This is a genomic window from Dactylosporangium sp. CA-092794 (assembly GCF_050948465.1).
Classification (GTDB): domain Bacteria; phylum Actinomycetota; class Actinomycetes; order Mycobacteriales; family Micromonosporaceae; genus Dactylosporangium.
In genome coordinates this window covers 5441057-5462683 of sequence record NZ_CP192044.1, presented here as the reverse complement: position 1 = coordinate 5462683, position 21627 = coordinate 5441057, and the positions used below count along the sequence as shown (strand labels likewise).

Sequence of the window (21627 nt, the reverse complement as noted above, 5' to 3'; positions counted from 1 at the left end):
TCCCTCCTCAGTGGCGGTGCTCCTCGTCGGTGAGCTTGAACGCGAGCCGGCCGTGGGCGAACGCGCCCCCGGCCCGCAGCGCGGCCGCCACCCACGCGGCCTCGGCCAGCTCCGCCTCGGTGGCGCCGGCCTTCACGGCGAGGTTGCCGTGGCCGTCGATGCAGTAGGCGCACTGGGTCGTCAGCGCCACGGCGAGCGCGATGAGCTCCCGGTACTTCAGCGGGATCGCGCGGCCCTCGGCGGCGAAGACGGCCTCCTCGAACTGGCCGAACGCCTTGAGGATGTCGGGGGTCTGCTGCTTGTAGACCTTGGTGTAGGCCCGGTCGTCGGGGCTGAGGTACTCGGTCATCGTCGGGCCCATTCTTCTGCCAGCAGCCGGTAGGAGCGCACGCGGTCGGTGTGGTCGTGGGTGATGGTGGTGATCGCCAGCTCGTCGGCGCCGGTCGCGTCGCGCAGCTGCTCGAGCTTGTCCGCGACGGTCCCGGGCGAGCCGACCAGCTGGGTGTCGGTACGGTCGCGGACGAGGTCGCGGTCGTCCTCGCTCCACTCGTGTTCCGCGGCCTCCTCGGGCGTCGGGAACGCGATCGCGCCCTCGCCCCGGCGGATGCTGCGCACCCACAGCCCGTATCCGGACGCGAGCTCGGCCGCCTGCTCGTCGGTCTCGCCCACGACGACGTCCGCGGACACCGAGATGTAGGGCCGGTCGAGGTCCGCGGAGGGCTTGAAGGCGGCCCGGTAGGCATCCACCGCGTCGAGGACGGTGCTGGGGCTGTGGTGGTAGCTGGCGGCGAAGCGCAGCCCCTGCTCGCCGGCCACGGTCGCGCTGGAGCCGCCCGACGCGCCGAGGATCCACACCTGCACCGCGGCGCCCTCGCCGGGGTAGGCGTGCACCGCCGCGCCGTCCGGCGACACGTAGGTGCCGGCCAGGAAGGCGAGGATGTCGCCGATCTGGGCGTCGTAGTCGGGGGTGTACGCGCCGGGCTGCTGCAGCAGGTCGAGCTGGGCGGCCAGCTTGGCAGCCGAGCCCGAGAGCAGCCGGCGGAAGTCGAACTGCTTGGGCAGCAGCAGGCCGTTGTCCGTGCGCTGGTCCTCGGTGTGCGCCCCGCCGCCGCGGTTGGCGGTGTAGGCCGAGGCCGCCGCGGCGGCGTCAGGCCGGCCGGGACCGTCGGCGGCGGGCTTCGGCCGGCCGATCGAGCGGCCCAGCCCCAGGTCGAGCCGGCCCGGGTACAGCGCGTCGAGCAGCCCGAACTCCTCGACGGTGGCCAGCGGCTGGCGGTGGCCGAGCTGGACACCGGCGGAGCCGAGCCGGATGCTACTGGTGGCGCCGGCGACGAGCGCGATGGACAGGGCCGGGGACGCGCCGAGCACGCCGGGGTTGAGGTGGTGCTCGGCGAACCAGTACCGCAGGTAGCCGAACCGCTCGGCCTGCCGGGCGAGGTCGACGGCGTTGGCCACCGCGGCGGCGGTACTGTCGCCGCTGCTGCGCGGTATCAGATCCAGGACGGCCAGGGGTGTGGTACTCATACGAGTCCTCTCGCTCATCGGGTGAAGGCGAAGCGCCGGTCCGGGCGGGTGCCGTCGACGGCGAGATCGGCGAGCACGCGTCCGATCGCGGGCGCGAACTTGAATCCGTGGCCCGAGAAGCCCGTGGCCACGACGACGGGGCCGCGGCGGTCCAGGACGAAGGTGGCGTCGGGTGTGGTGGTGTAGGTGCAGCTGATGGGCGCGAACGCGTCGGGGTCGACGCCGGGCAGCCATCGGCGGGCGTACTCGCGCAGCGCGGCCAGCTGGCCCGGCTCGGGGGCGAAGTCGCGCCGGTCGGGATCGACCTCGGGGCCCACGCCGTGGAAGCCGACCTTGATGCCCTCGCCGGGCGTGGCCAGCCCGTAGATCCCGCCGTAGAACGCGCCGGCCGCCGCCGAGCCCTCGGCGAAGCGGTGGCCGAAGCTGGGCCAGCCGTCCTCGGGCTCGCGGGCGGCGAAGTGGGCGGGCTGCTCCTGGGTGACCCGCAGCGGCGGGAGCGGCGCGAGCCCGCCGACCAGCTTGCCGGCCCAGCCGTTGACCGCCGCCACGACCCGGCGGGCGCGGTAGGCGCCGCCGTCGGTGTGCACGAGCACCGCGTCCTCGCCGAGCACCTCGATCGCCGTCGCCGGCGTCGAGTGCCGCACGAGCGCACCGGACTTCCCGGCGGCGGCCTGCAGCGCGTCGACCGACCGGTCGGCGTGGAGGCGGCCGCTGTCCGGGTGGAACAGGGCCCGGGTGTCGAACCGGATGCCGGGCCAGCGCTCGGCCGCCTCGGCGGGCGTGAGCCAGCGGTGCGGTACCCCCGCGGCGGCAAGCCCGTCGGCCAGCTCGCTCAGGTCGGGATGGCCGCCGTGGTCGACGCCGCCGGTGACGGTCAGCAGCCGGGTGCCGGTCAGCTCCTCCAGCTCCCGCCAGAGCCGCCCCGCCTCCCGCGCCAGCTCGATGTGCACCGGATCGGGGTAGCTCAGCCGGAAGATCCGCGACGCGCCGTGCGAGGCGCCGTTGGTGTGGCCGGCCGGGAACCGCTCGAGCAGCACCACCGCGAGCCCCCGGCGGGCCAGCTGCCAGGCCGCCGCGGAGCCCGTCACCCCGCCACCCACGACCACCACATCGACCGCGTCCGCCGCGCCTGCCGGCATCGTCACCGCCTCAACCCAAGATCGCTAGCGCAACCATAGAGCTTCGCGGCCCAATTGTCTATCTAACCCATAGGATATTCGATCACGGCCAGCACGGGCCGCACGTCCGCCGGGGTGGTGCGCGAGCTTGACATGTCCGCCACGGACCGGCACCGACACGGCCGCGATGCGCCGCGTGCGGTCCGGAGGCGTCCGGCCCGCAGCCGCCGCGCTCCGCCCGCCCCCGCCCCCGGCACCGCCCGCGCCGCGCGGGATCGGCGCAGCGGCCGGAAGTCTCCGGGATCATGCGCAACCGGCATCGACACCAACGGTTTTTCATGATCGTGGAGTGGTGATGTACCCCCGTATACCAAAAGGCTCCGGGATCATGGCAAACCCGTGGTGCGGCCACGACGAGCAGCATGATCACGGAGACATACGTCCGCCCCTGGGATCACGCCTGCCCGATTGTCGTCATCGATGGTTCCCCTCGGGTGGTCGTTCATCAGACCTGGCTGGCGCCGCCGTCGACGGAGATCTCCGCGCCGGTCATGAAGCTGCTGCGGTCGGAGGCGAGGAAGACCACGGCGTCGGCGAGCTCTTCGGGGCGGCCGAGGCGGTTCATGGGCACGCCGGCCGCCAGGCTCTTGAGCAGCTGCCCGGCGGCCTCGGGGTCGGGCGCGAGTCCGCTGAGTCCCGGAGTGTCGGTCGGTCCGGGGGCGACCACGTTCACCCGGACGTTGCTTCCCACGAGTTCGGCGGCCCAGCTGCGGGCGAAGGAGCGCACGGCGGCCTTGGTGGCGGCGTACACGCTCATCGAGGGGCTGGCCTTGACGGCGATGTTGGAGCCGCACAGGATGACCGACGCCCCGGCGGACAACAGCGGCAGCGCCTTCTGAACGGTGAACAGGATGCCGCCGACATTGGTGTTGAACGTGTCGGCGTAATGCTGCCAGGAAATGTCACCCAGGGGCGCGAACTCGGCGATGCCCGCGTTGGCGAAGAGGATGTCGAGGTCCCGGCCGCTGTCGCTGATCGTGGCCATGACCCGGTCGAGGTCCGCGAGGTCGCTGACGTCGGCGCGGATGCCGGTGGCAGCGGCGCCGATGCCGGCGACGGCCTCCTCCAGCGCCTGCTCCCGGCGCCCGGTCAGAAAGACGGACGCCCCTTCGGCCGCCAGCGCCCGGGCGCTGGCGAGGCCGATCCCGGACGTCGCGCCGGTCACGAGTGCGGTCTTGCCGTCGAGCTGTCCCACCGTGCTCCTCCTTTTGTACCGATCGGTTGCGGTGCCACCGTAACACCTTTTGTACTGATCGGTTGGTGAGCTGGTTCACTTTTTGTACCGAGCGGTAGAGTGGGCCGATGAGCGCTGAACGGCCCGGCAACGGACGACCGAGGGCCTTCGATGAGGAGACGGTCCTCGACCGGGCCGCCGAGGTTTTCTGGCGGTACGGCTACGAGGGCGCGTCGCTGAGCGACCTCACCGACGCGATGGGCATCAACCGGCCGAGCCTGTATGCCACGTTCGGCAGCAAGGAGCAGCTGTTCCGGCGCGCCTTCGCCCGCTACCGCGAGACCACGGTGGCTTACGCCCGCGACACGCTTGAGCAGCCCACCGCGTACACCGTCATCGAAAGCTACCTGCGCTGCAGCGTCGACGCCCTCACCACCGGCGACCACCCCCCTGGCTGCCTTTCCATCCAGGGTGGCCTGGCCTGCTCACCGGCGAACGCCGGCATCTCCGAAATCCTGGCCGAGGGCCGGGCCGCCAGCGAAGACGCCCTCGAAGAACGGCTGGCCCGGGCGGCGAAGGAAGGCGATCTCCCGGACAGCGTGGACACCAAGGCGCTGGCACGATTCGTGATGGCGCTCAGCGAGGGCTACGCCGTCCACGCCGCGGCCGGCGCCAGCCGCGAAGACCTCCAGGCCTCCGTGGACATCGCCCTGCGCGCCGTCACGGCGCTCTACCCCTGACGCCGCCACCCGCTGAACAGGCTCAGTAGGTCGACCGGCAGCTGCGGACGATTGACGGCACGCCGACGCCGACGATGACGGCGAGCGCGGCGATCAGGTACCACCACGGCATGGTGTCGATGGTGCGGTGGGCGACGATTTCGTACCAGTACCAGCGACGCACCCCGGTGATCGGCGAGCCGTCGCCGTTGGTGTAGGCGCGTTCCCACACGGTGTTGAGCAGCAGGAAGGCCGCGGTGGCCAGCGCCAGTGACAGGGCGGCGACGCGGCGCCCGGCGTGGCCGGCGACCCACCGGCGCAACGCGGCGCCGACGAGCAGCCATGCGCCGATCATCAGGGTCAGGCCCAGTGGGAGAGCCATCCACCAGGTCAGCGCACCGCGGGTGGAGAGGACTCCGCGCAGCGGCGCGACGTCGAAAGCCCGGTCGGCGGCGAAGGTGAACTGCGGATAGGCGATCGGGCTGACGGTACCGAGGGCCAGCACCGCTCCGGCCAGCGCCCACAGGCCGAGCCATGCTCGCCGGCGGCCTTCCGAGGCGGGTATCTCGATGGCGCCGGTCTGCGGTGGCCGGGCCAGCAGGTAGATCAGGCCCGGGACGGCCAGGAACGCGAGCCCCGTGAAGATCCACTGCGCCCCGGCGCTGTAGTAGGTGTAGCCGACCAGCCGGTACGCGGGGGCGTCGGCCAGCCGGAACACGGCGGACGGCGCGTGGAGTAACCCGAGCAGGAACACGGCCACAACCGCGCCGGCGGTCGCGACCAGCGCCGGGGCCAGCGCCTTGTAGGAGGCCGCGTCGGGCACGAAGGGTGTGGCCGGCATGGGCCGCGGGCCGGTCGAGGCGACCACGAGCAGCAGGATGATCATCACGAGCACCGGCTTGGGCGTGAGCGGGCTGAACAGGCCCTCCTGCAGCGGCGGGGCGGCGGGGCTGTCGCCGGCCGCGATGCCGAGCAGCCCGAGCACCAGCACCGCGCCGAGGGGGACGAACAGCCACGGCGGGAAGCGCCGATGCCGCGCCGGCATCTCCGCGAACGGTATCGGCGGCGGCGCCGGCGCCGGCTCCGGCGGCTCCGGGAACGGCGGCGGAAGGGGCACCGGGTGGACAACGGGCCCCGGCATCGGGGGCACCGGGGTCACGGGAACGGGAGCCGCGGGGACGGGAGCCGGGCTGAGCACGATCGGCGGTGCCGGGGCCGGCGACGGTACCGCCGCCGGATCGTGCACCACGGGAGCCAGCAGACTGCCGTGCGCCACCACCAGCTCGGGCTGCTCCAGGATCACCGGCGCCAGCCCGAGCGCACGGTGCAGCAGCGTCGCGACCAGCGGCACCCGGCTCGCCCCGCCGACCAGGAACAGGCCGGCCAGCCGGTCGGCGGTCACCCCGCTGGTGAACAGCGTCGCGGTGGTCAACGCCACCGTGCGCTCGAGCCACGGGCGGGCCAGGTTCTCGAACTCGGCCCGGCTCAGGTGCAGGTCGACGTCGAAGAGCGGCACCGCGATCCCCGCCGTCGTGGCCCGGCTGAGCGACTCCTTGACCGAGCGGGCGTCGTCCCAGAGCGCCCGGCGGTGCCGGCGGTCCGGGGTGGTCTCCGGCCGGTCCAGGCGCGCCCACAGCGCGGGATCGCCCTGGGCCGACCCGACCTGCCGGCCGACCCAGTCCACGATCGCCGCGTCGAGGTCGATGCCGCCGACGTCGTCGAGGCCCTCGGCGGCGACGACCTCCCAGCGCTCGCCGGCCCGGCGGACCACGCTGATGTCGAAGGTGCCGCCGCCGAAGTCGTACACCACGACCGCGTGGCCGTCGGCGACGTGGTGGCCGAGGACGCCGGTGAAGTACATGGCCGCGGCGACCGGCTCGGGCATCAGGCCGGCGCCGGGGAGCCCGGCCCGCTCGGCCGCACCGACGAGCAGCCGGCGCCGTTGCGGACCCCAGCCGGCCGGGTGGGTGAGCACCGTGGCCTCGGGCGCACGGCCGAGGGTGCGGCCGGCCTCCTCGGCGACGCGGCGCAGCACGGCCTCGACGAGCGCGGCGACCGGCAGGTCGCGGCCGCCGAGGAAGAGCTCGGCATCGTCCACGCGGCGCTTCGGGTGCGGCTCGAAGGCGGCCGGGTCGAGCCGCGCGCTGCGCTCGGCGTCACGCCCGGTGAGCAGGGCGCCGCCGGGATCGGCGAACACCGCGGACGGCAGCAGCGGGGACGAGTCGAACAGCAGGGCCTCGGTGCGCCCGTCGGGGCGGGACACCACCGCGACCGTGTGCGACGTGCCGAAGTCGACCCCGAGCCTCATGACACGCGACGTTACGGCGCGGCACCCAGCGTCATCAGCAGCCGATCGGACCGATCCGGATCACCGCGCGGGCACCCGGCGTCGACCGCCACGGCCTGGCGGCAAGGGATGGCCGTGGATGTAATTTCCCATTATTCTGATCGGAAAGATAGCTTCATCGGCCGCGCCTAGCGTCAGGGCGGTCCACGACGTCCGATCGCCGTTGCCCGGGGGTACATGTCCATGCGCAGCACCGCACCGCCCCGACTGGCCGCCGTCGCGCTCGTCGCGCTGCTCGGCACGGCCGCCTGCACCACCGCCACCTCCTCGGGCACCGGGCCGCAGGGCGGCCGGCAGACCGTCACGATCGGCACGACCGACCAGGTCAGCAGCATCGACCCGGCCGGATCGTGGGACGCCGGGTCCGGCACGGTCGAGACCGAGGTCTACGCCACGCTGCTCAGCGCGCCCAACGGGTCGACCGACGTCAAGCCCGACCTGGCCGCGTCGATCTCGCTCGCCGCGCCCACGAAGTACACCGTGCGGCTCAAGCCGGGGCTGAAGTTCACCAACGGCCACGAGCTGAGCTCCTCCGACGTCAAGTTCAGCTTCGAGCGGCAGCTGAAGATCGCCGACAAGAACGGGCCGTCGTCGCTGCTGTACAACCTCGACTCGGTGGCCGCGCCGGCGCCGGACACGGTCGACTTCACGCTCAAGTCGGCCAACGACACGCTGTTCCCGCAGGTGCTCACGACCGCCGCCGGGCTGATCGTGGACGAGGAGGTCTTCCCGGCCGACAAGATCCTCGACGACGACGCCGTGGTCGCCGGCAAGCCGTGGTCGGGGCCGTACGTCATCGACAGCTACGCTAAGAACTCCCTCGTCTCGTTCAGCCCCAACCCGGCGTACCAGGGCTCGCTCGGTACCCCGAAGAACACCGGCGTGCTGCTGAAGTACTACACCACCGCCGGCAACCTCAAGCTGGACATCCAGCAGGGCAACATCGACGTGGTCTACCGCACGCTGACCATCCGCGACCTGCAGGACCTCGGCACCAAGCCGGAGATCGTGCTGCACACCGGCTCCGGCAACGGCATCCGGTTCATCGTGTTCAACCTCAAGACGCAGCCCTTCGGGTCGGCGACGCCGCAGGCCGACCCGGCGAAGGCCCTCGCCGTGCGCAAGGCGGCGGCCTCCCTCATCGATCGGGCGCAACTGGCGGACCAGGTCTACAAGGGCACGTTCCAGCCGTTGTACTCCTACGTGCCGCAGGGCATCACCGCCGCCACCGAGTCACTCAAGCCCCTCTACGGCGACAAGCGCGGCGGGCCGGACAAGGCCGCCGCCGCGCAACTGCTCAGCGCGGCCGGGGTGAGCCCGCCGGTGGCGCTCAACCTGCAGTACAACACCGACCACTACGGCTCCTCCTCGGAGGACGAATACGCCCTGATCAAGACGCAGCTCGAGGCGGACGGGCTGTTCAAGGTGACCCTGCAGTCGACGGAGTGGGCGCAGTACACCAAGCAGCGCGTCGCCGACCAGTACCCGGCCTACCAGCTGGGCTGGTACGCCGACTACCTCGACGCCGACAACTACGTGGGCTCCTTCTTCGGCCCCGGCAACTGGGTCAACAACGGCTACACGGACCCGGCCGTCCTGGCGCTGATCAAGCAGGAGCAGACCGAGGTCGACCCGGCTAAGCGCACCGCCGCGCTGCGGCAGATCCAGGACACCGTCGCGGCCGCCCTGCCGATCGTGCCGCTGCTGCAGGGCTCCACCGCGATCGTGACCCGCGCCGGGATCGACGGCGTGCCGAAGCAGCTCGACAGCGCGTACCAGTTCCGCTGGGCCGAGCTGTCGAAACGCTGAAGCGGCGGCGCCCGGTGCCCGGACTGGCCCGCTACCTGCTGGTGCGCTTCCTGCTCATCTTCCCGGCCGTCTTCGCCCTGGTGACCGCGGTGTTCTTCCTCATGCGGCTCACCGGGGACCCGGTCAGCAACGCCTTCGGGGACCGGCTGACTCCGGCGCAGCTGCAGGAGCGGCTGCACCAGGCCGGCTACGACCGGCCGCTGCTGGTGCAGTACGCCGACTTCCTCAAGGGCGTGGCGACCGGCGACCTGGGCCGCACGGCGACGGACAACCGCTCGATCGGCGACCTGCTGGGCACCTACGGCACCGCGACGCTGGAGCTGGCCGTCTACGCGCTGGTGATCGCGGTGCTGGTCGGGCTGCCGCTGGGCCGGCTGGCGGCCTACCACCGCGACCGCGCGCCGGACGTGGCGCTGCGGCTGTTCGCCATCCTGGGCTACGCCACCCCGGTGTTCTTCGTCGGCCTGCTGCTGAAGCTGGTCTTCTCCGTGTGGCTCGGCTGGTTCCCGGTGGCCGGCCGGGCCAGCACCGGCGTGCAGCTGGAGCTGGCGAACCGCTCCAGCGTCACCGGCGTCTACCTGATCGACGCGCTGCGCAGCGGCGACGGCGGCGCGGTGCTCGACGTGCTGCATCACGCGGTGCTGCCCAGCCTGGCGCTGGGGCTGCTGACCGCCGGCATCTTCCTGCGGATCGTGCGTACCAACCTCATCGGCACGCTGGGCGCCGACTACGTCACGGCCGCCCGTTCCCGGGGCGTCACCGAGTCCCGGCTGCGCGACCGGCACGCGACCCGCCCGGCGCTGGTGCCCGTCATCACCGTGTTCGGGCTGCAGGTCGCCGGGCTGCTGGGCGGGGCGGTGCTGACCGAGACGACGTTCGAGTGGAAGGGCCTGGGCTTCGAGCTCGCCCACTACCTGACCGCGCGGGACTTCGTCGCGGTGCAGGCGCTGGTCGCCGTCTTCGCCGTGGTCGTCGCGGTGGCAAACTTCCTGGTCGACGCCGTCGCCGCGCTCGTCGATCCCAGAGTGCGGTACTGATGGCGATCGGCACGCAGCGGGCGATGGTGGTCGCGGGGGCGGTGCTCACCGGCGGGTTCGTGCTGACCGCGCTGCTGGCGCCGGTGCTGGCCCCGCACGGCTTCGCCCAGCTGCAGGACGGCGGGGCGCTGTTCGGCTCGCTGCGCCGGCCCGGCGGCGGGTATCCGCTCGGTACCACGGTCACCGGCTACGACGTGCTCTCCCGCACCCTGTGGGGCGCCCGGACGGCGCTGCTGGTCATCCTGCCGGCGGTGACCCTGTCGCTGCTCGCCGGCACGCTGCTCGGCCTGGTGTCGGGCTACGTCGGCGGCCGCCTCGACCGGGTGCTGGTCGGGGTGGCCGACGCCATGTACGCGTTCCCGTCCCTGCTGCTGGCCATCCTGGTCGCGATCGTGGTCAGCCACGGCCGCTCCAGCCTCGCCGGCGGCGTCAGCGCGGCCGGGTTCTCGGTCACCGCCGTGTTCATCCCGCAGTACCTGCGCGTCGTGCGTTCCGAGGTGGTGCGGGTCAAGGGCGAGGGGTTCGTCGACGCGGCCCGGGTCATCGGCGCCGGGCACGGCCGGATCATGTTCCGGCACGTGCTGCGCAACTCGGTGCGCAGCCTGCCCGTGGTGGTCACCCTCAACGCCTCGGAGGCCATCCTCACCCTGGCCGGCCTGGGCTTCCTGGGCTTCGGCATCGAGCCCAACTCGGCCGCGGAGTGGGGCTACGACCTCAACAAGGCGATGCCCGACGTGACCGCCGGGCTCTGGTGGACGGCGGTGCCGCCGGGCGTGGCCATCGTGCTGACCGTGCTGGGCATCACGCTGATCGGCGAGAGCCTCAACGACCTCACCGACCCGCGGCTGCGGCGGCGCGCGACATGACGGCCGAGCTGCTGCGCATCGAGGACCTGCGGGTGCGCTTCGCGGTCGGCGGCGGCCGGGTGGACGCGGTGCTTGGCCTCGACCTGACCGTCGGCGCCGGCGAGATCGTCGCCCTCGTCGGGGAGAGCGGCAGCGGCAAGACCGCCACCGCCAAGGCCGTGCTCGGCCTGCTCCCCCGCACCGCCACCGCCACCGGCCGGGTGCTGCTGCGCCCGGCGGACGGCTCGGCGCCGCTGGACGTGCTGCGTGCCGACGCCCGGGCGCTGCGCCGGCTGCGCGGCACCGCGGCCGCCATGGTGTTCCAGGAGCCGGCGACGGCGCTGAACCCGGTGTACCCGGTCGGCTGGCAGATCGCCGAGGGGCTGCGCGCCCACGGTGTCGCCGGCCGCAAGGCCCGGCGGGCCCGGGCGGTGCAGCTGCTGGACGCCGTCGGCATCCCGGAGCCGCACCTGCGCGTCGAGCACTACCCGCACCAGTTCTCCGGCGGCCAGCAGCAGCGGGTGGTGATCGCGGCGGCCCTGGCGCTGGACGCCCGGCTGATCGTCGCCGACGAGCCGACCAGCGCCCTCGACGTGACGGTGCAGGCGGAGATTCTCGAGCTGCTGCGGCGCTGCCGGGACGACTTCGGCACCGGCATCCTGCTGATCACGCATAACATGGGGGTCGTGGCCGACGTCGCCGACCGGGTGGCGGTGATGCACCGCGGGCGGGTCGTCGAGCAGGCCCCCGCCACCGCGCTGTTCGCCGCGCCCGCGCACGACTACACCCGCGAGCTGCTCGCGGCGATCCCGGTGCCCGGCCGGTCCGCGGTCCGGGTGGCCCCGGCGGAGGATGCCGAGCCCATCGTGGTGGCCGACCGGCTGGTCGTGCGGTACCCGCGCCGGCTGGGTCGCGGCGGCGCCCGCGCCGTCGACGGGGTGAGCTTCCGCATCGCCGCGGGTGAGGTGCTCGGCCTGGTCGGCGAGAGCGGATCCGGCAAGACCACCATCGGCCGGGCGATCGCCGGGCTGGTCCCGATCAGCGGCGGCACCCTGGACGTGCGCGAGCCGGCGGGGCGCCTCGGCTACGTCTTCCAGGACCCGGCGACCAGCTTCAACCCGCTGCTCACCGTCGGCGACAGCGTCGCCGAGCCGCTGCTGGTGCACCGCCGGCAGCTCGGCCGGGCCGCGGTGCGGGCCCGGGTGGGCGAGCTGCTGGAGCTGGTCGAGCTGCCGGCCGCGCACGCCGGGCGGTATCCGCACGAGCTCAGCGGCGGGCAGCGGCAGCGGGCCGGCCTGGCCCGGGCCCTCGCGCTGGGGCCGCGGCTGCTCATCGCCGACGAACCGACCTCCGCCCTGGACGTCTCCGTCCAGGCCCGCATCCTGGAGCTGCTCGTGCGCCTGCATCGCGAACTCGGGTTCGCCGCCCTGTTTATCAGCCACGACCTGGCCGTGGTCGAGGCCGTCGCCGACCGGGTCCTGGTCCTGCGGGAAGGAGCCGCCGTCGAGCTCGGCGACACCCGGCAGGTGCTGCACGAGCCCCGGCATCCCTACACCCGCCGGCTGGTCGCCGCCGCGCCGGTGCCCGATCCGGTCCGGCAGGCCGCCCGCCGGGCCGAGGCGGCCCGGGCCGGCGAGCCGGGGCTCGCGCGATGAGCGCCGGGGACGCCGCCGCCCTGGTGGCGCGGGTGCTCGCGGCGATGCCGGTCATCGACGGGCACAACGACCTGCCGACCAAACTGCGGGGCGGGGCCGGCTACCGCGTCGAGGGCCTGGACCGGCACCGGCCGGAGCTGGACACCGACATCCCGCGGCTGCGCGCGGGCGGCGTCGGCGGGCAGTTCTGGTCGGTGTTCGTGCCCTCGCACCTGCCCGAGCCGGAGGCGGTGGTCGCCACGCTGGAGCAGATCGACGCGGTGTACCGGCTGGTGGCGGCCTACCCGGACACGTTCGCCCTGGCCCGCACGGCGGCGGACGTCGAGCGGGCGATCGGCGCCGGGCGGATCGCGTCGCTGATCGGCGTCGAGGGCGGGCACAGCCTGGCCGGGTCGCTCGGGGTCCTGCGGACGTACGCCCGGCTCGGGGTGCGCTATGTGACGCTGACCCACAACGACAACACCGCGTGGGCCGACTCGGCGACCGACGAGCCGGCGGTCGGCGGGCTCAACGACGCCGGCCGCGCGATCGTGGCGGAGCTCAACCGCCTCGGCATCCTGGTCGACCTCTCGCACGTGGCCGCGACGACCCAGCGCGACGCCCTGGCCGCGTCCACCGCGCCGGTGATCTTCAGCCACTCCTCCGCCCGGGCGCTGAACGACCACCCGCGCAACGTCGCCGACGAGGAGCTGCGGCGGCTGCGCACCAACGGCGGCGTCATCCAGCTCACCTTCGTGCCGCCGTTCATCTCCCCCGAGGTCGTCGCCTGGGGCGCGGAGGCGGCCGCGGAGCGCCGGCGGCTCGGGCTGCCGGAGATCCCGTGGGCCTGGCCCCGCGCGCCGCGCCCCGGCGAGTCCGCCGAGGCCCTCGCCGAGGAGCAGGCCACTACCGGGCGCGCGGCGCCGGTCGACGACCGCTTCGCCCGGTGGCTGGCGGCGCATCCGCGGCCCGAGGTGCCGCTCGCGCTGGTGGCCGACCACGTCGAGCACGCCCGCGAGGTGGCCGGGGTGGAGCACGTCGGCATCGGCGGCGACTACGACGGCGTCGACTGGCAGCCGGCCGAGCTCGCCGACGTCTCCGGCTATCCGCGGCTGCTGGGCGAGCTGGCCGGGCGCGGCTGGAGCGCGGCCGACCTGGAGGCGCTCACCGGCCGCAACATCCTGCGGGTGCTGCGCGACGCCGAAGCCGTCGCCGGAGCGGCGTGACAATTTCTACTTTGCAGATAGGATAAGCCAGGAAGTTGGTGGTGCGGCAGGAAGGCCCCGACGATGTCCCTCGCGCTGGCCGTTGAGATCGACGGAGAGGGTGCGCACCCCGCCGCCTGGCGGCGCGCCGGGCATCCACCGGCCGAGCTGCTCGGCCCGCGCCGGGTCCGGCACGTCGCCGAGATCGCCGAACGGGCCGGCTTCACCCTGGTCACGCTCGACGACGACCTGCTGCCGCCGCGCGGCGGGGGCATCGCCGGGCGGATCGGCGCGGTGGAGCGGGCCGCCTTCATCGCCGCCTCGACCAGCGTCCTGTCCGTGGCGCCGGTGGTGTCCACGACCTACGCCGAGCCCTTCCACGTCGCCTCGCAGCTCGCCTCGGTCGACCACATCGCCGCGGGCCGGTCCGGCTGGGTGGTCGCGGTCAGCCCCGGGCCCGCGGCGGCCGCGGCGTGGGGACGGCCCGTCGCCGATCCCGCGCGGGAGGCCCAGGATGCGGTACGTGTGGTGCGCGCCTTGTGGGACTCGTGGGAGGACGACGCCGTCGTCCGCGACGTCGCCACCGGCCGCTACCTCGACCGCGACCGGCTGCACTACGTCGACTTCGCCGGCGCCGGCTACACGGTGAAGGGCCCCGCGATCGTCCCCCGGCCGCCCCAGGGCCAGCTCGTGGTGCTCGCCCCGCGCGGGCTCGTGCCCGACGACGAGGTCGACGTCGCGCTGGTGGGCGGCGCCGACGTCGACGCCGTGCGCCGGGCCGTCGTCGCGACCGCGACCCCGCGGACCTTCGCCGAGGTCGAGGTCGCCCTCGACACGGCCGCGGCCGACGGCGCCGACCGGGTGGCGGACCTCGACCGGCACGCCCCGTGGCCGGCGTCCGGGCGGCTGCGGTACACCGGAAGCCCGGGCGGCCTGGTGGGGCTGCTGCGCGACCTCGGCACGCGGGCCGGCGTCGACGGCGTCCGGCTGCACCCGCTCGTGCTCGGCGAGGACCTCGCCGTGCTGTCGCAGTTCGTCGTCCCGGCCCTGATCCGCGCCGGCGCCGCCGCCCGGCCCGTTCCCGGCACGTCGCTGCGGCAGGCCCTCGGCCTGCCCCGCCCGCAGAACCGGTTCGCGCTCCCGGGAGGACCCGCATGACCGGCACCGACCCCACCGACGTTCCCCGCCCGCACGCCCAGCTGCACTTCGGCGTGTTCTTCCAGGGCGTGAACCACTGGACGATCTGGTCCGACCCGGCGAGCGGATCGCAGATCTCCCCGGAGTCCTACCGCCGGGTCGCCCAGACCGCCGAGCGCGGCCTGTTCGACGCCTTCTTCCTCGGCGAGGGGCTGCGGCTGCGGGAGGTCGGCGGCCGCATCCACGACCTCGACGTGGCGGGCCGGCCCGACGCGATCACGCAGCTGGCGGCGCTCGCCGCGGTCACCGGCCGGATCGGGCTGGTGTCGACCACCAACACGACGTTCAACGAGCCGGCCGACCTGGCCCGCCGCCTCGCCGGCCTCGACCTGCTCTCCGGCGGCCGGGCCGGCTGGAACGTGGTCACCACCGACAACGCGTGGACCGGCGAGAACTTCCGCCGCGGCGGCTTCCTCGACCACGCCGACCGGTACCGGCGCGCGGAGGAGTTCGTGAACGCCGCCCGGGCCATCTGGGACGGCTGGGCCGATGACGCCGTGGCCACCTCCGCCGACGCCCCGTCGTGGGCCCGGCCCGGCGCGATCTCGCCGGTGCGCCTGCGCGGCGAGCAGTTCACCGCCGACGTGACGCCGTCGCTGCCGCGCAGCCGCCAGGGCCACCCGGTCATTTTCCAGGCCGGCGACTCCGGCGACGGCCGCGACTTCGCCGCCCGTAACGCCGACGTCATCTTCTCCGCGCACGGCACCGACTTCGACGACGCGCTCGCGTTCGCCGACGACATCCGCGCCCGCCTGCACGCCGCCGGCCGGGCCGAGGACGACCTGCGCATCCTGCCCGGCACCTCGATCGTCATCGGCGCGACCCCGGCCGAGGCCGAGGAGAAGGCGGCCTGGGTACGCCGCGAGCAGATCACGCCGGCCACCGCCCTCGCCCAGGCCGGGCTGCTGTGGAACCTCGACCTCAGCGACCACGACCCGGACGGCCCGCTGCCCAAGGAGGACCCGCGCCCGCAGGACAACACCGGGGCCTTCGGCGCCGCCCGCATCCCGGACGCGGTGAACATCGTCCGGCGGTGGCGCGAGGCCGCCGACGCCAACGGCTGGTCGCTGCGCGAGACGGTCATCGAGCTGGGCCAGCGGGCCCGTGGGCACGTCGGCACCCCGCAGTCGCTGGCCGACAAGTTCGCCCGCTTCGTGCGGCACGGCGCGATCGACGGCTTCAACGTCTCGCCCTACCTGGTGCCGGACGGCCTCGACGACATCGTCGACCTGCTCGTGCCGGCGCTGCAGGAGCGCGGCGTCTACCGCACCGCCTACACCGGCACGACACTGCGCGAGCACCTCGGCCTGCGCCACCGCGAATCATCGGATAAATCGACCCGCCATCCCGTTAAGCAACAATAAACAATCCGATAATCGCATAGAGATAGATCTATGGTACCGGCTATTCTTCTCCGCGAGTGCCCCGCCCGCCCGGCGGCACGACAAGCAGAGGAGATGTGCGATGACCGGCGCAGGTACCGGTGATCTCGCCGACATCCGGCGTGCATTACTCGACATGAAAACGCGGCGCAGCCTGGCCGAGAAGGCCGAGCGCGACCGAATTGTCGCGGTGCCCCGGAACAATCGGCTGGCCGTGTCCGAACAACAGCGCTCACTGTGGTTTCTGCACCAGCTTTCGCCCGGCACGCCGATGTACAACGTCCCGTCCGCCTGGCGGCTGCGGGGCGAGCTCGACGTCGCCGCGCTGCGGGCCGCGCTGCACGCCACCGTGGCCCGCCACGAGAGCCAGCGCACCCGGTTCGGCGACGAGCACGGCGTGCCGTACCAGATCATCGACCCGCCCCCGGCGACGTGGCCGCTGCCCGTGGACGAGGGCACCGAGGACGCGATCCGGGAGTGGATCGACGCCGGCGTGAACGCCCCGTTCGACCTCGCGAACGGGCCGCTGCTGCGCTCCTCGCTGCTGCGCATCGCCCCCGACGACCATGTGCTGCTGCTGGTGTGGCACCACATCATCACCGACGGCTGGTCGGTGAAGCTGTTCGCCGACGAGCTCACCGCGCGCTACAGCGCCGCCCGGTCCGGCGCCGGCCCGGCGCTGCCGGAGCCGGCCGTCCAGCCCGCCGACCACGCGGCCTGGCAGCGCCGCTGGCTGACCGGCGACGAGGCGGCCGGTCAGACCGAGTTCTGGCGCGGCGCGCTCGCCGGCCTCGAGCCGCTGGAGCTGCCCACCGACCGGCCCCGCCCGGTGCGGCCCACCGCCGCGGGCGGCGTCTTCCAGGCCGAGCTGCCCCGCGAGCTCGGCCGGGGCCTGCGCGACCTGGCCCGGGCCGAGGGCGTCTCGCTGCTGGCCGTGCTCATGGCCGGCTACCAGGCGGTGCTCGGCCGCTACACCGGCCAGCGGGAGATCGTCCTGGGCTCGGTGCTGTCGGGGCGGACCCGGCCCGAGCTCGAGCCGATGATCGGCATGTTCGCCAACGCGGTGGTGGTGCGCGGCGACCTCGCCGGCAATCCCTCGTTCCGCGAGCTCGCCCACCGGTGCGGCGACACCCTCCTCGACGCCATCGCCAACCAGGAGATCCCCTTCGGCACGCTGGTCGACCGGCTCAAGCCCGAGCGGCTGCCCGGCCGCAACCCGCTGTTCCAGCACGTGTTCACGCTCATGCCGGCGCCGATGGTGTCGCGGTTCCAGTTCTCCGGGCTGCGCGCCGAGCCGCTGACCCGCTGGCCGGGCACGAGCCGGTTCGAGCTGACGTTCCAGATCACCGACGCGCCCGAGGGCGAGGTGGGCATCTGGATCGAGTACTCGACCGAGGTGTTCACCCCCGGCCGGATCGAGCGGCTGGTGGAGCACTTCACCACCCTGCTCACCGCCGCGCGGGCGACCCCCGGCGCGCCCGTGGACGAGCTGGAGCTGCTGCCCGGCGCGGAGTTCCGCCGGGTGCTGACCGAGTGGAACCCGCCGCCCGGCGCGCCCGACCGCCGCCGGCTGCACGACCTCGTCGCCGCGCGGGTCGCCGAGGCGCCGGACCGGGTCGCGATGCGCTTCGCCGGCGCCGACCTGCGCTACGGCGAGCTGGACCAGCGGTCCAACCGGCTGGCCCACCTGCTCACCGACGACTTCAAGGTCCGCGGCCGGGTCGTGGCCGTGCTGCTGGAGCGCGGATTCGGGCTGCCGGTCGCCGAGCTGGGCGTGCTCAAGGCGGGCGGGGCCTGGCTGGCGCTGGACCCGCAGTATCCGGCCGAGCGGCTGGCCTTCCAGCTCGCCGACGCCGACGTCGCCGCCGTGGTGACCACCGCCGACCTGGCCGACCGGCTGCCCGCCGGCACGCCCCGGGTGCTGCTGGACGCCGACGCCCTGGACGGCCGCCCGGACACCCCGCCCGCGATCGCCGTGGAGCCCGAGGACGCCGCCTACGTCATCTACACGTCCGGCTCCACCGGCCGGCCCAAGGGCGTGCTGGTGCCGCACCGCGCCATCGTCAACTTCGTCACCAGCTTCGCCGAGATGTTCCGGGTCACGCCGGCCGACCGGATCCTGCAGTTCTCCAACCCGGCCTTCGACGTGAGCGTGTCCGACGTCTTCTCGACGCTGACCGCCGGCGCGACCATCGTCGGTGCGCCCCGCGCCGAGCTGCTCGACCCCGAGGCGTTGCAGCGCCTACTCGCCGCCGAGCGGGTGAGCATCGTGGACATTCCGCCGCCGGTGCTTGGCATGCTCGACCCGCGGCCGCTGACCGCGCTGCGCATCCTGTTCATCGGCATGGAGCCGTTCGGCGCCGAGCTGGTCAACCGCTGGTCCCGGCCGGGACGGGAGTTCCACAACGGCTACGGCCCGACCGAGGTCACGGTGACCTGCGTCGACTACCTGTGCCCGCCCGAGCCGCTGGACGGCCCGCCGCCGATCGGCCGGGCGATGGCCAACCAGCGCGCCTACGTGCTGGACCGGCGGCTGCGCCCGGCGCCGGTCGGGGTGGCCGGCGAGCTGCACATGGCCGGCGCCGGGCTGGCGCACGGCTACCTCGGCCGGCCCGACCTGACCGCCGACAAGTTCCTGCCCGACCCGTACTCCCCCGACCCCGGCGCGCGGATGTACGCGACCGGCGACCTCGCCCGCTGGCGCGCCGACGGCCAGCTCGAGTTCCTCGGCCGCGCCGACCGGCAGGTCAAGCTGCGCGGGCTGCGGGTCGAGCTGGGCGAGATCGAGCACGTGCTCGCCACGCACCCGCACGTGCGCCAGACCGCCGTGGTGGTCAAGGAGCCCGGCACGGCGCAGGCGCGGCTGATCGGCTACCTGGTCGCGGAGGCGGGCCGGGACGTCGACCCCGACGGCGTGCGCGACTACGCCACCGACCGGCTGCCGCTGCACATGGTCCCGGCCGCGCTGGTGGTGCTCGACGCGCTCCCGCTGACCCCGACCGGCAAGCTCGACCAGGCCCGGCTGCCCGACCCGGAGCCGCGGCGGGGGGCCGAGCCGGTCGCGCTCACCACCGATACGCAGCGCCGCCTCGCCGACACCTGGCAGGCGCTGCTCAACCTGGCGCCCGGGCAGGTGGGCGCGCAGGACAGCTTCTTCGCCCTGGGCGGCAACTCGCTGCAGGTCACGCAGCTCATCTCCCGGATCCGCGACGCGTTCGCGGTGACCCTCGAGCCGCGGCAGCTGTTCACGCACCCACTGCTCGGCCAGCTCGCCGGGCAGATCGAGCAGGCGCGGGTCCGGCCGCTCGGCGGCGACGACGGCGACATCGCCGAACTGGAGGCGGAGATCGCCGGGCTGAGCGAGGCGGAGCTGGACCGGCTGCTGGAGGGGACGAACTGATGAGCGAGCCCCTCGGCCTGCTCACCGACGAGCAGGAGAAGTTCCGCGCCCAGGTCTGCGACCTGCTGTGCGAAGCGCCGGTCCGGGCCGAGGTGGCCCGGGCGCGGCGGGTGCCGCTGGAACAGGAGCCCGGCCTGCTCGACCTCCACCGGCGCCTCGGCGAGCGCGGCTGGCTCGCGCCGAACTGGCCGCCCGAGTACGGCGGGCTCGGCGCCACCATCGTGGAGCAGGCGATCCTCTCCGAGGAGCTGATCCGGCACTGGGTCCCGGACAACGTGCACACCCTCGGCATCGACATCGTCGGGCTGGCGCTGCACCTGTTCGGCACCGGCGAGCAGAAGGCCCGCCTGCTGCCCGGCCTCGCCCGGGGCGAGACGACGGCGAGCGTGCTGTTCAGCGAGCCGGAGATCGGCTCGGACCTGGCCTCGCTGACCACCCGGGCCGAGCCGGACGGCGACGGCTGGCGGCTCTACGGCCGCAAGGTCTACAGCATGAAGACGCACCTGTCCGACTTCGCGCTGTGCGCCGCCCGCACGTCGAGCGGGCCCGTGTCGTACCACGGCATCACGCTCTTCGTCGTGCCGCTGCGCAGCGTCGGCGTCGGCATCGAGCCGCTGTGGAACCTCACCGAGGAGCGGTTCGACGACGTGACGCTGGGCGGCATCCGGGTGACCCGGGCCGACGTGCTGGGCGAGGTCGACGACGGCTGGCAGGTGGTCAACCAGGTGCTGCCGCTGGAGCGCACCGGCATCGACTCGGCCGCGAAGGCGGCCCGGCTGCTCGACGCGCTGCTGCGGCACGCGCGCGAGACCGGGCGGCTGTCCGATCCGGCCTACGCGCACCGGCTGCTCGACCTGGACGCCCGGGTGCGGGCGGCCCGCCTGCTGGCCTGGCGCTGCGTGCTGAACCTGCGCGACGGCAAGCCCGACGAGGTCCATTCCGCGTCCGCCAAGTGGTACACCACCGAGGTCGCCAAGGAGCTGTCCGGCCTGGCCCTGGAGGTGGCCGGGCTGGACGGCGCGCTCGACGCGCGGGACGAGGCGGCGGTCGCCGGCGGCGTCTTCGACGCGGCCTACCGCGAGGCGCCCGGGCTGACGCTGGCCGCGGGCACCTCGGAGATCATGCTCTACTTCGTCGGTACGTCGGGATTGGGGCTGCCCTCGTGAGCGCGTTCGCGGAGTTTCTCGACGCCGAGCTGGCCCCGCTCGTGCGGCGGATGGCGGACCGGCCCCGGCCCGCCGGCCCGCACGAGGACGACGACCGGGCGGTCCGGGCCATGGTGTGGCAGGGGCTCGCAGGGATCGGCCTGCCCACCGGCCAGGCGGAGCTGGCCGGGCTCGCCGAGCTGCTCGGCTCGGTGCTGTACCAGGGCCCGCTGCTGGACACGGTCGCCGCCACGGAGCTGCTGTCGCGCGCCGGCCAGGTCGGGCTGATCGGGGCCGGGGAGAGCGTCGCGCTGGCGATCCGCGCGCACGGCAGCGCCGACCCGGCCGCGCCGGCCCACGTGCTCGCCGGCCCCGGCACGATCACCGCCCGGCGCTCGTTCGTGGGCTTCGCCGCCGAGGCCGACCATCTCGTCGTGGTCGGCGACCGGACCGCCCTCGTGCCCCGCGACCACCCGACGGTGACGCTGCGCCGGTACGAGGAGACCGGCCGGGGCGAGCTCTACGACGTCCGGTTCGCCGGGACCCCGGTCACCGCGTGGATCGGCGACGCCGGGCACTGGCCGCCGGTGCTGGCCAACGCCCGGATCCGGCAGGCCGCCTACCTGGTCGGCCTCGCGCAGGGCGCGCTGGACGGCGCCGTCGGCTACGCGAAGCGCCGCCGCCAGTTCGGCCAGCCGATCGGCCGCTTCCAGGCCCTCGCGTTCCGGCTCAGCGAGCTGCACATCCGCATCGACGCGGCCCGGCTGCTGACCCGGGCCGCGGCCCGGGCCGCCGACGGCGGCGGCGATGTGCGCCTGGCCGCCGCCCAGTCCCTCGCGACCGCCGCCGAGCTGGCCCGCGCCGTCACGACGGCCGCCATGCAGATCAACGGCGCGGCCGGCATGACCTCCGACAGCGACGCCCAGCTGTACTACCGCCGCGCCGCGATCGAGGCGCTGTGGCTGGGCTCGCCGACCCAGCTGCGCGCCGAAGCCACTCCCCTGCTCGCCGAGCGGATCTCCGCCTGACCG

16 protein-coding genes are annotated in these 21627 nt (G+C 74.1%); 11 read left to right on the top strand and 5 right to left on the bottom strand.

What is annotated here, in order from left to right; genetic code table 11:
* Window positions 1-7: 7 nt before the first annotated feature.
* From ACQPXD_RS23435 to ACQPXD_RS23420, 4 genes are all read right to left on the bottom strand, one after another.
* Window positions 8-349, bottom strand: coding sequence for a carboxymuconolactone decarboxylase family protein (locus tag ACQPXD_RS23435; RefSeq protein WP_432841917.1), 342 nt, complete (start codon window positions 347-349; stop codon window positions 8-10).
* Window positions 346-1524, bottom strand: a complete 1179-nt coding sequence (locus tag ACQPXD_RS23430) for an LLM class flavin-dependent oxidoreductase (protein ID WP_432841915.1) — start codon at window positions 1522-1524, stop codon at window positions 346-348. Before ACQPXD_RS23430 ends, ACQPXD_RS23435 begins: the two co-directional genes overlap by 4 nt.
* A gap of 14 nt (window positions 1525-1538) precedes the next feature.
* A complete protein-coding gene (locus tag ACQPXD_RS23425) occupies window positions 1539-2663 on the bottom strand; it encodes an FAD-dependent oxidoreductase (RefSeq protein WP_432843938.1) in 1125 nt (374 codons plus the stop codon).
* Window positions 2664-3147: 484 nt separating this feature from the next.
* The gene (locus ACQPXD_RS23420) at window positions 3148-3897 is read right to left on the bottom strand and encodes an SDR family oxidoreductase (RefSeq protein WP_432841913.1); all 750 of its coding nucleotides are present in this window, start codon (window positions 3895-3897) and stop codon (window positions 3148-3150) included.
* A gap of 107 nt (window positions 3898-4004) precedes the next feature.
* Between ACQPXD_RS23420 and ACQPXD_RS23415 the strand changes: the two genes are divergently transcribed.
* A complete protein-coding gene (locus ACQPXD_RS23415) occupies window positions 4005-4616 on the top strand; it encodes a TetR/AcrR family transcriptional regulator (protein WP_432841911.1) in 612 nt (203 codons plus the stop codon).
* Between the two features lie 22 nt (window positions 4617-4638).
* On the opposite strand, the gene ACQPXD_RS23410 is transcribed toward ACQPXD_RS23415, so the two are convergent.
* Window positions 4639-6903 (bottom strand): Hsp70 family protein, encoded by a 2265-nt coding sequence (locus ACQPXD_RS23410; RefSeq protein ID WP_432841909.1) that lies wholly within the window; start codon window positions 6901-6903, stop codon window positions 4639-4641.
* 222 nt (window positions 6904-7125) lie between these two features.
* Between ACQPXD_RS23410 and ACQPXD_RS23405 the strand changes: the two genes are divergently transcribed.
* The 10 genes from ACQPXD_RS23405 (at window position 7126) to ACQPXD_RS23360 (ending at window position 21624) form a co-directional block, all read left to right on the top strand.
* On the top strand, window positions 7126-8751 hold the full coding sequence (locus tag ACQPXD_RS23405) for an ABC transporter substrate-binding protein (protein WP_432841907.1): 1626 nt from the start codon (window positions 7126-7128) through the stop codon (window positions 8749-8751).
* Window positions 8752-8765: 14 nt separating this feature from the next.
* Window positions 8766-9788 (top strand): ABC transporter permease, encoded by a 1023-nt coding sequence (locus tag ACQPXD_RS23400; protein WP_432841905.1) that lies wholly within the window; start codon window positions 8766-8768, stop codon window positions 9786-9788.
* Window positions 9788-10654 carry an ABC transporter permease gene (locus ACQPXD_RS23395; protein WP_432841903.1) on the top strand — a complete coding sequence of 289 codons (867 nt, stop codon included), beginning with the start codon at window positions 9788-9790 and terminating at the stop codon, window positions 10652-10654. Before ACQPXD_RS23400 ends, ACQPXD_RS23395 begins: the two co-directional genes overlap by 1 nt.
* A complete protein-coding gene (locus ACQPXD_RS23390) occupies window positions 10651-12288 on the top strand; it encodes a dipeptide ABC transporter ATP-binding protein (RefSeq protein WP_432841901.1) in 1638 nt (545 codons plus the stop codon). Before ACQPXD_RS23395 ends, ACQPXD_RS23390 begins: the two co-directional genes overlap by 4 nt.
* A complete protein-coding gene (locus ACQPXD_RS23385; protein WP_432841899.1) occupies window positions 12285-13493 on the top strand; it encodes a dipeptidase in 1209 nt (402 codons plus the stop codon). The genes ACQPXD_RS23390 and ACQPXD_RS23385 overlap by 4 nt, the downstream gene beginning before the upstream one ends.
* Before the next feature lie 63 nt (window positions 13494-13556).
* Entirely contained in the window at window positions 13557-14630 is a 1074-nt protein-coding gene (locus ACQPXD_RS23380; RefSeq protein WP_432841897.1) for an LLM class flavin-dependent oxidoreductase, read from the top strand.
* Window positions 14627-16033, top strand: a complete 1407-nt coding sequence (locus ACQPXD_RS23375; protein WP_432841895.1) for an NtaA/DmoA family FMN-dependent monooxygenase — start codon at window positions 14627-14629, stop codon at window positions 16031-16033. The genes ACQPXD_RS23380 and ACQPXD_RS23375 overlap by 4 nt, the downstream gene beginning before the upstream one ends.
* 100 nt (window positions 16034-16133) lie before the next feature.
* Window positions 16134-19451: a non-ribosomal peptide synthetase gene (locus tag ACQPXD_RS23370; protein ID WP_432841893.1), complete on the top strand. Its 3318-nt coding sequence runs from the start codon at window positions 16134-16136 to the stop codon at window positions 19449-19451.
* Window positions 19451-20617, top strand: a complete 1167-nt coding sequence (locus tag ACQPXD_RS23365) for an acyl-CoA dehydrogenase family protein (protein WP_432841891.1) — start codon at window positions 19451-19453, stop codon at window positions 20615-20617. Before ACQPXD_RS23370 ends, ACQPXD_RS23365 begins: the two co-directional genes overlap by 1 nt.
* Complete coding sequence (locus ACQPXD_RS23360) at window positions 20614-21624, top strand: acyl-CoA dehydrogenase family protein (RefSeq protein WP_432841889.1); 1011 nt, start codon at window positions 20614-20616, stop codon at window positions 21622-21624. Before ACQPXD_RS23365 ends, ACQPXD_RS23360 begins: the two co-directional genes overlap by 4 nt.
* The last annotated feature ends 3 nt before the right edge of the window (window positions 21625-21627 follow it).

Bases quoted from the DNA above. Each gene is read 5' to 3' on its own strand.
- ACQPXD_RS23435 (WP_432841917.1), bottom strand. From the start codon at position 349: ATGACCGAGTACCTCAGCCCCGACGACCGGGCCTACACCAAGGTCTAC.
- ACQPXD_RS23430 (WP_432841915.1), bottom strand. From the start codon at position 1,524: ATGAGTACCACACCCCTGGCCGTCCTGGATCTGATACCGCGCAGCAGC.
- ACQPXD_RS23425 (WP_432843938.1), bottom strand. From the start codon at position 2,663: ATGCCGGCAGGCGCGGCGGACGCGGTCGATGTGGTGGTCGTGGGTGGC.
- ACQPXD_RS23415 (WP_432841911.1), top strand. From the start codon at position 4,005: ATGAGCGCTGAACGGCCCGGCAACGGACGACCGAGGGCCTTCGATGAG.
- ACQPXD_RS23410 (WP_432841909.1), bottom strand. From the start codon at position 6,903: ATGAGGCTCGGGGTCGACTTCGGCACGTCGCACACGGTCGCGGTGGTG.
- ACQPXD_RS23405 (WP_432841907.1), top strand. From the start codon at position 7,126: ATGCGCAGCACCGCACCGCCCCGACTGGCCGCCGTCGCGCTCGTCGCG.
- ACQPXD_RS23395 (WP_432841903.1), top strand. From the start codon at position 9,788: ATGGCGATCGGCACGCAGCGGGCGATGGTGGTCGCGGGGGCGGTGCTC.
- ACQPXD_RS23390 (WP_432841901.1), top strand. From the start codon at position 10,651: ATGACGGCCGAGCTGCTGCGCATCGAGGACCTGCGGGTGCGCTTCGCG.
- ACQPXD_RS23385 (WP_432841899.1), top strand. From the start codon at position 12,285: ATGAGCGCCGGGGACGCCGCCGCCCTGGTGGCGCGGGTGCTCGCGGCG.
- ACQPXD_RS23380 (WP_432841897.1), top strand. From the start codon at position 13,557: ATGTCCCTCGCGCTGGCCGTTGAGATCGACGGAGAGGGTGCGCACCCC.
- ACQPXD_RS23375 (WP_432841895.1), top strand. From the start codon at position 14,627: ATGACCGGCACCGACCCCACCGACGTTCCCCGCCCGCACGCCCAGCTG.
- ACQPXD_RS23370 (WP_432841893.1), top strand. From the start codon at position 16,134: ATGACCGGCGCAGGTACCGGTGATCTCGCCGACATCCGGCGTGCATTA.
- ACQPXD_RS23365 (WP_432841891.1), top strand. From the start codon at position 19,451: ATGAGCGAGCCCCTCGGCCTGCTCACCGACGAGCAGGAGAAGTTCCGC.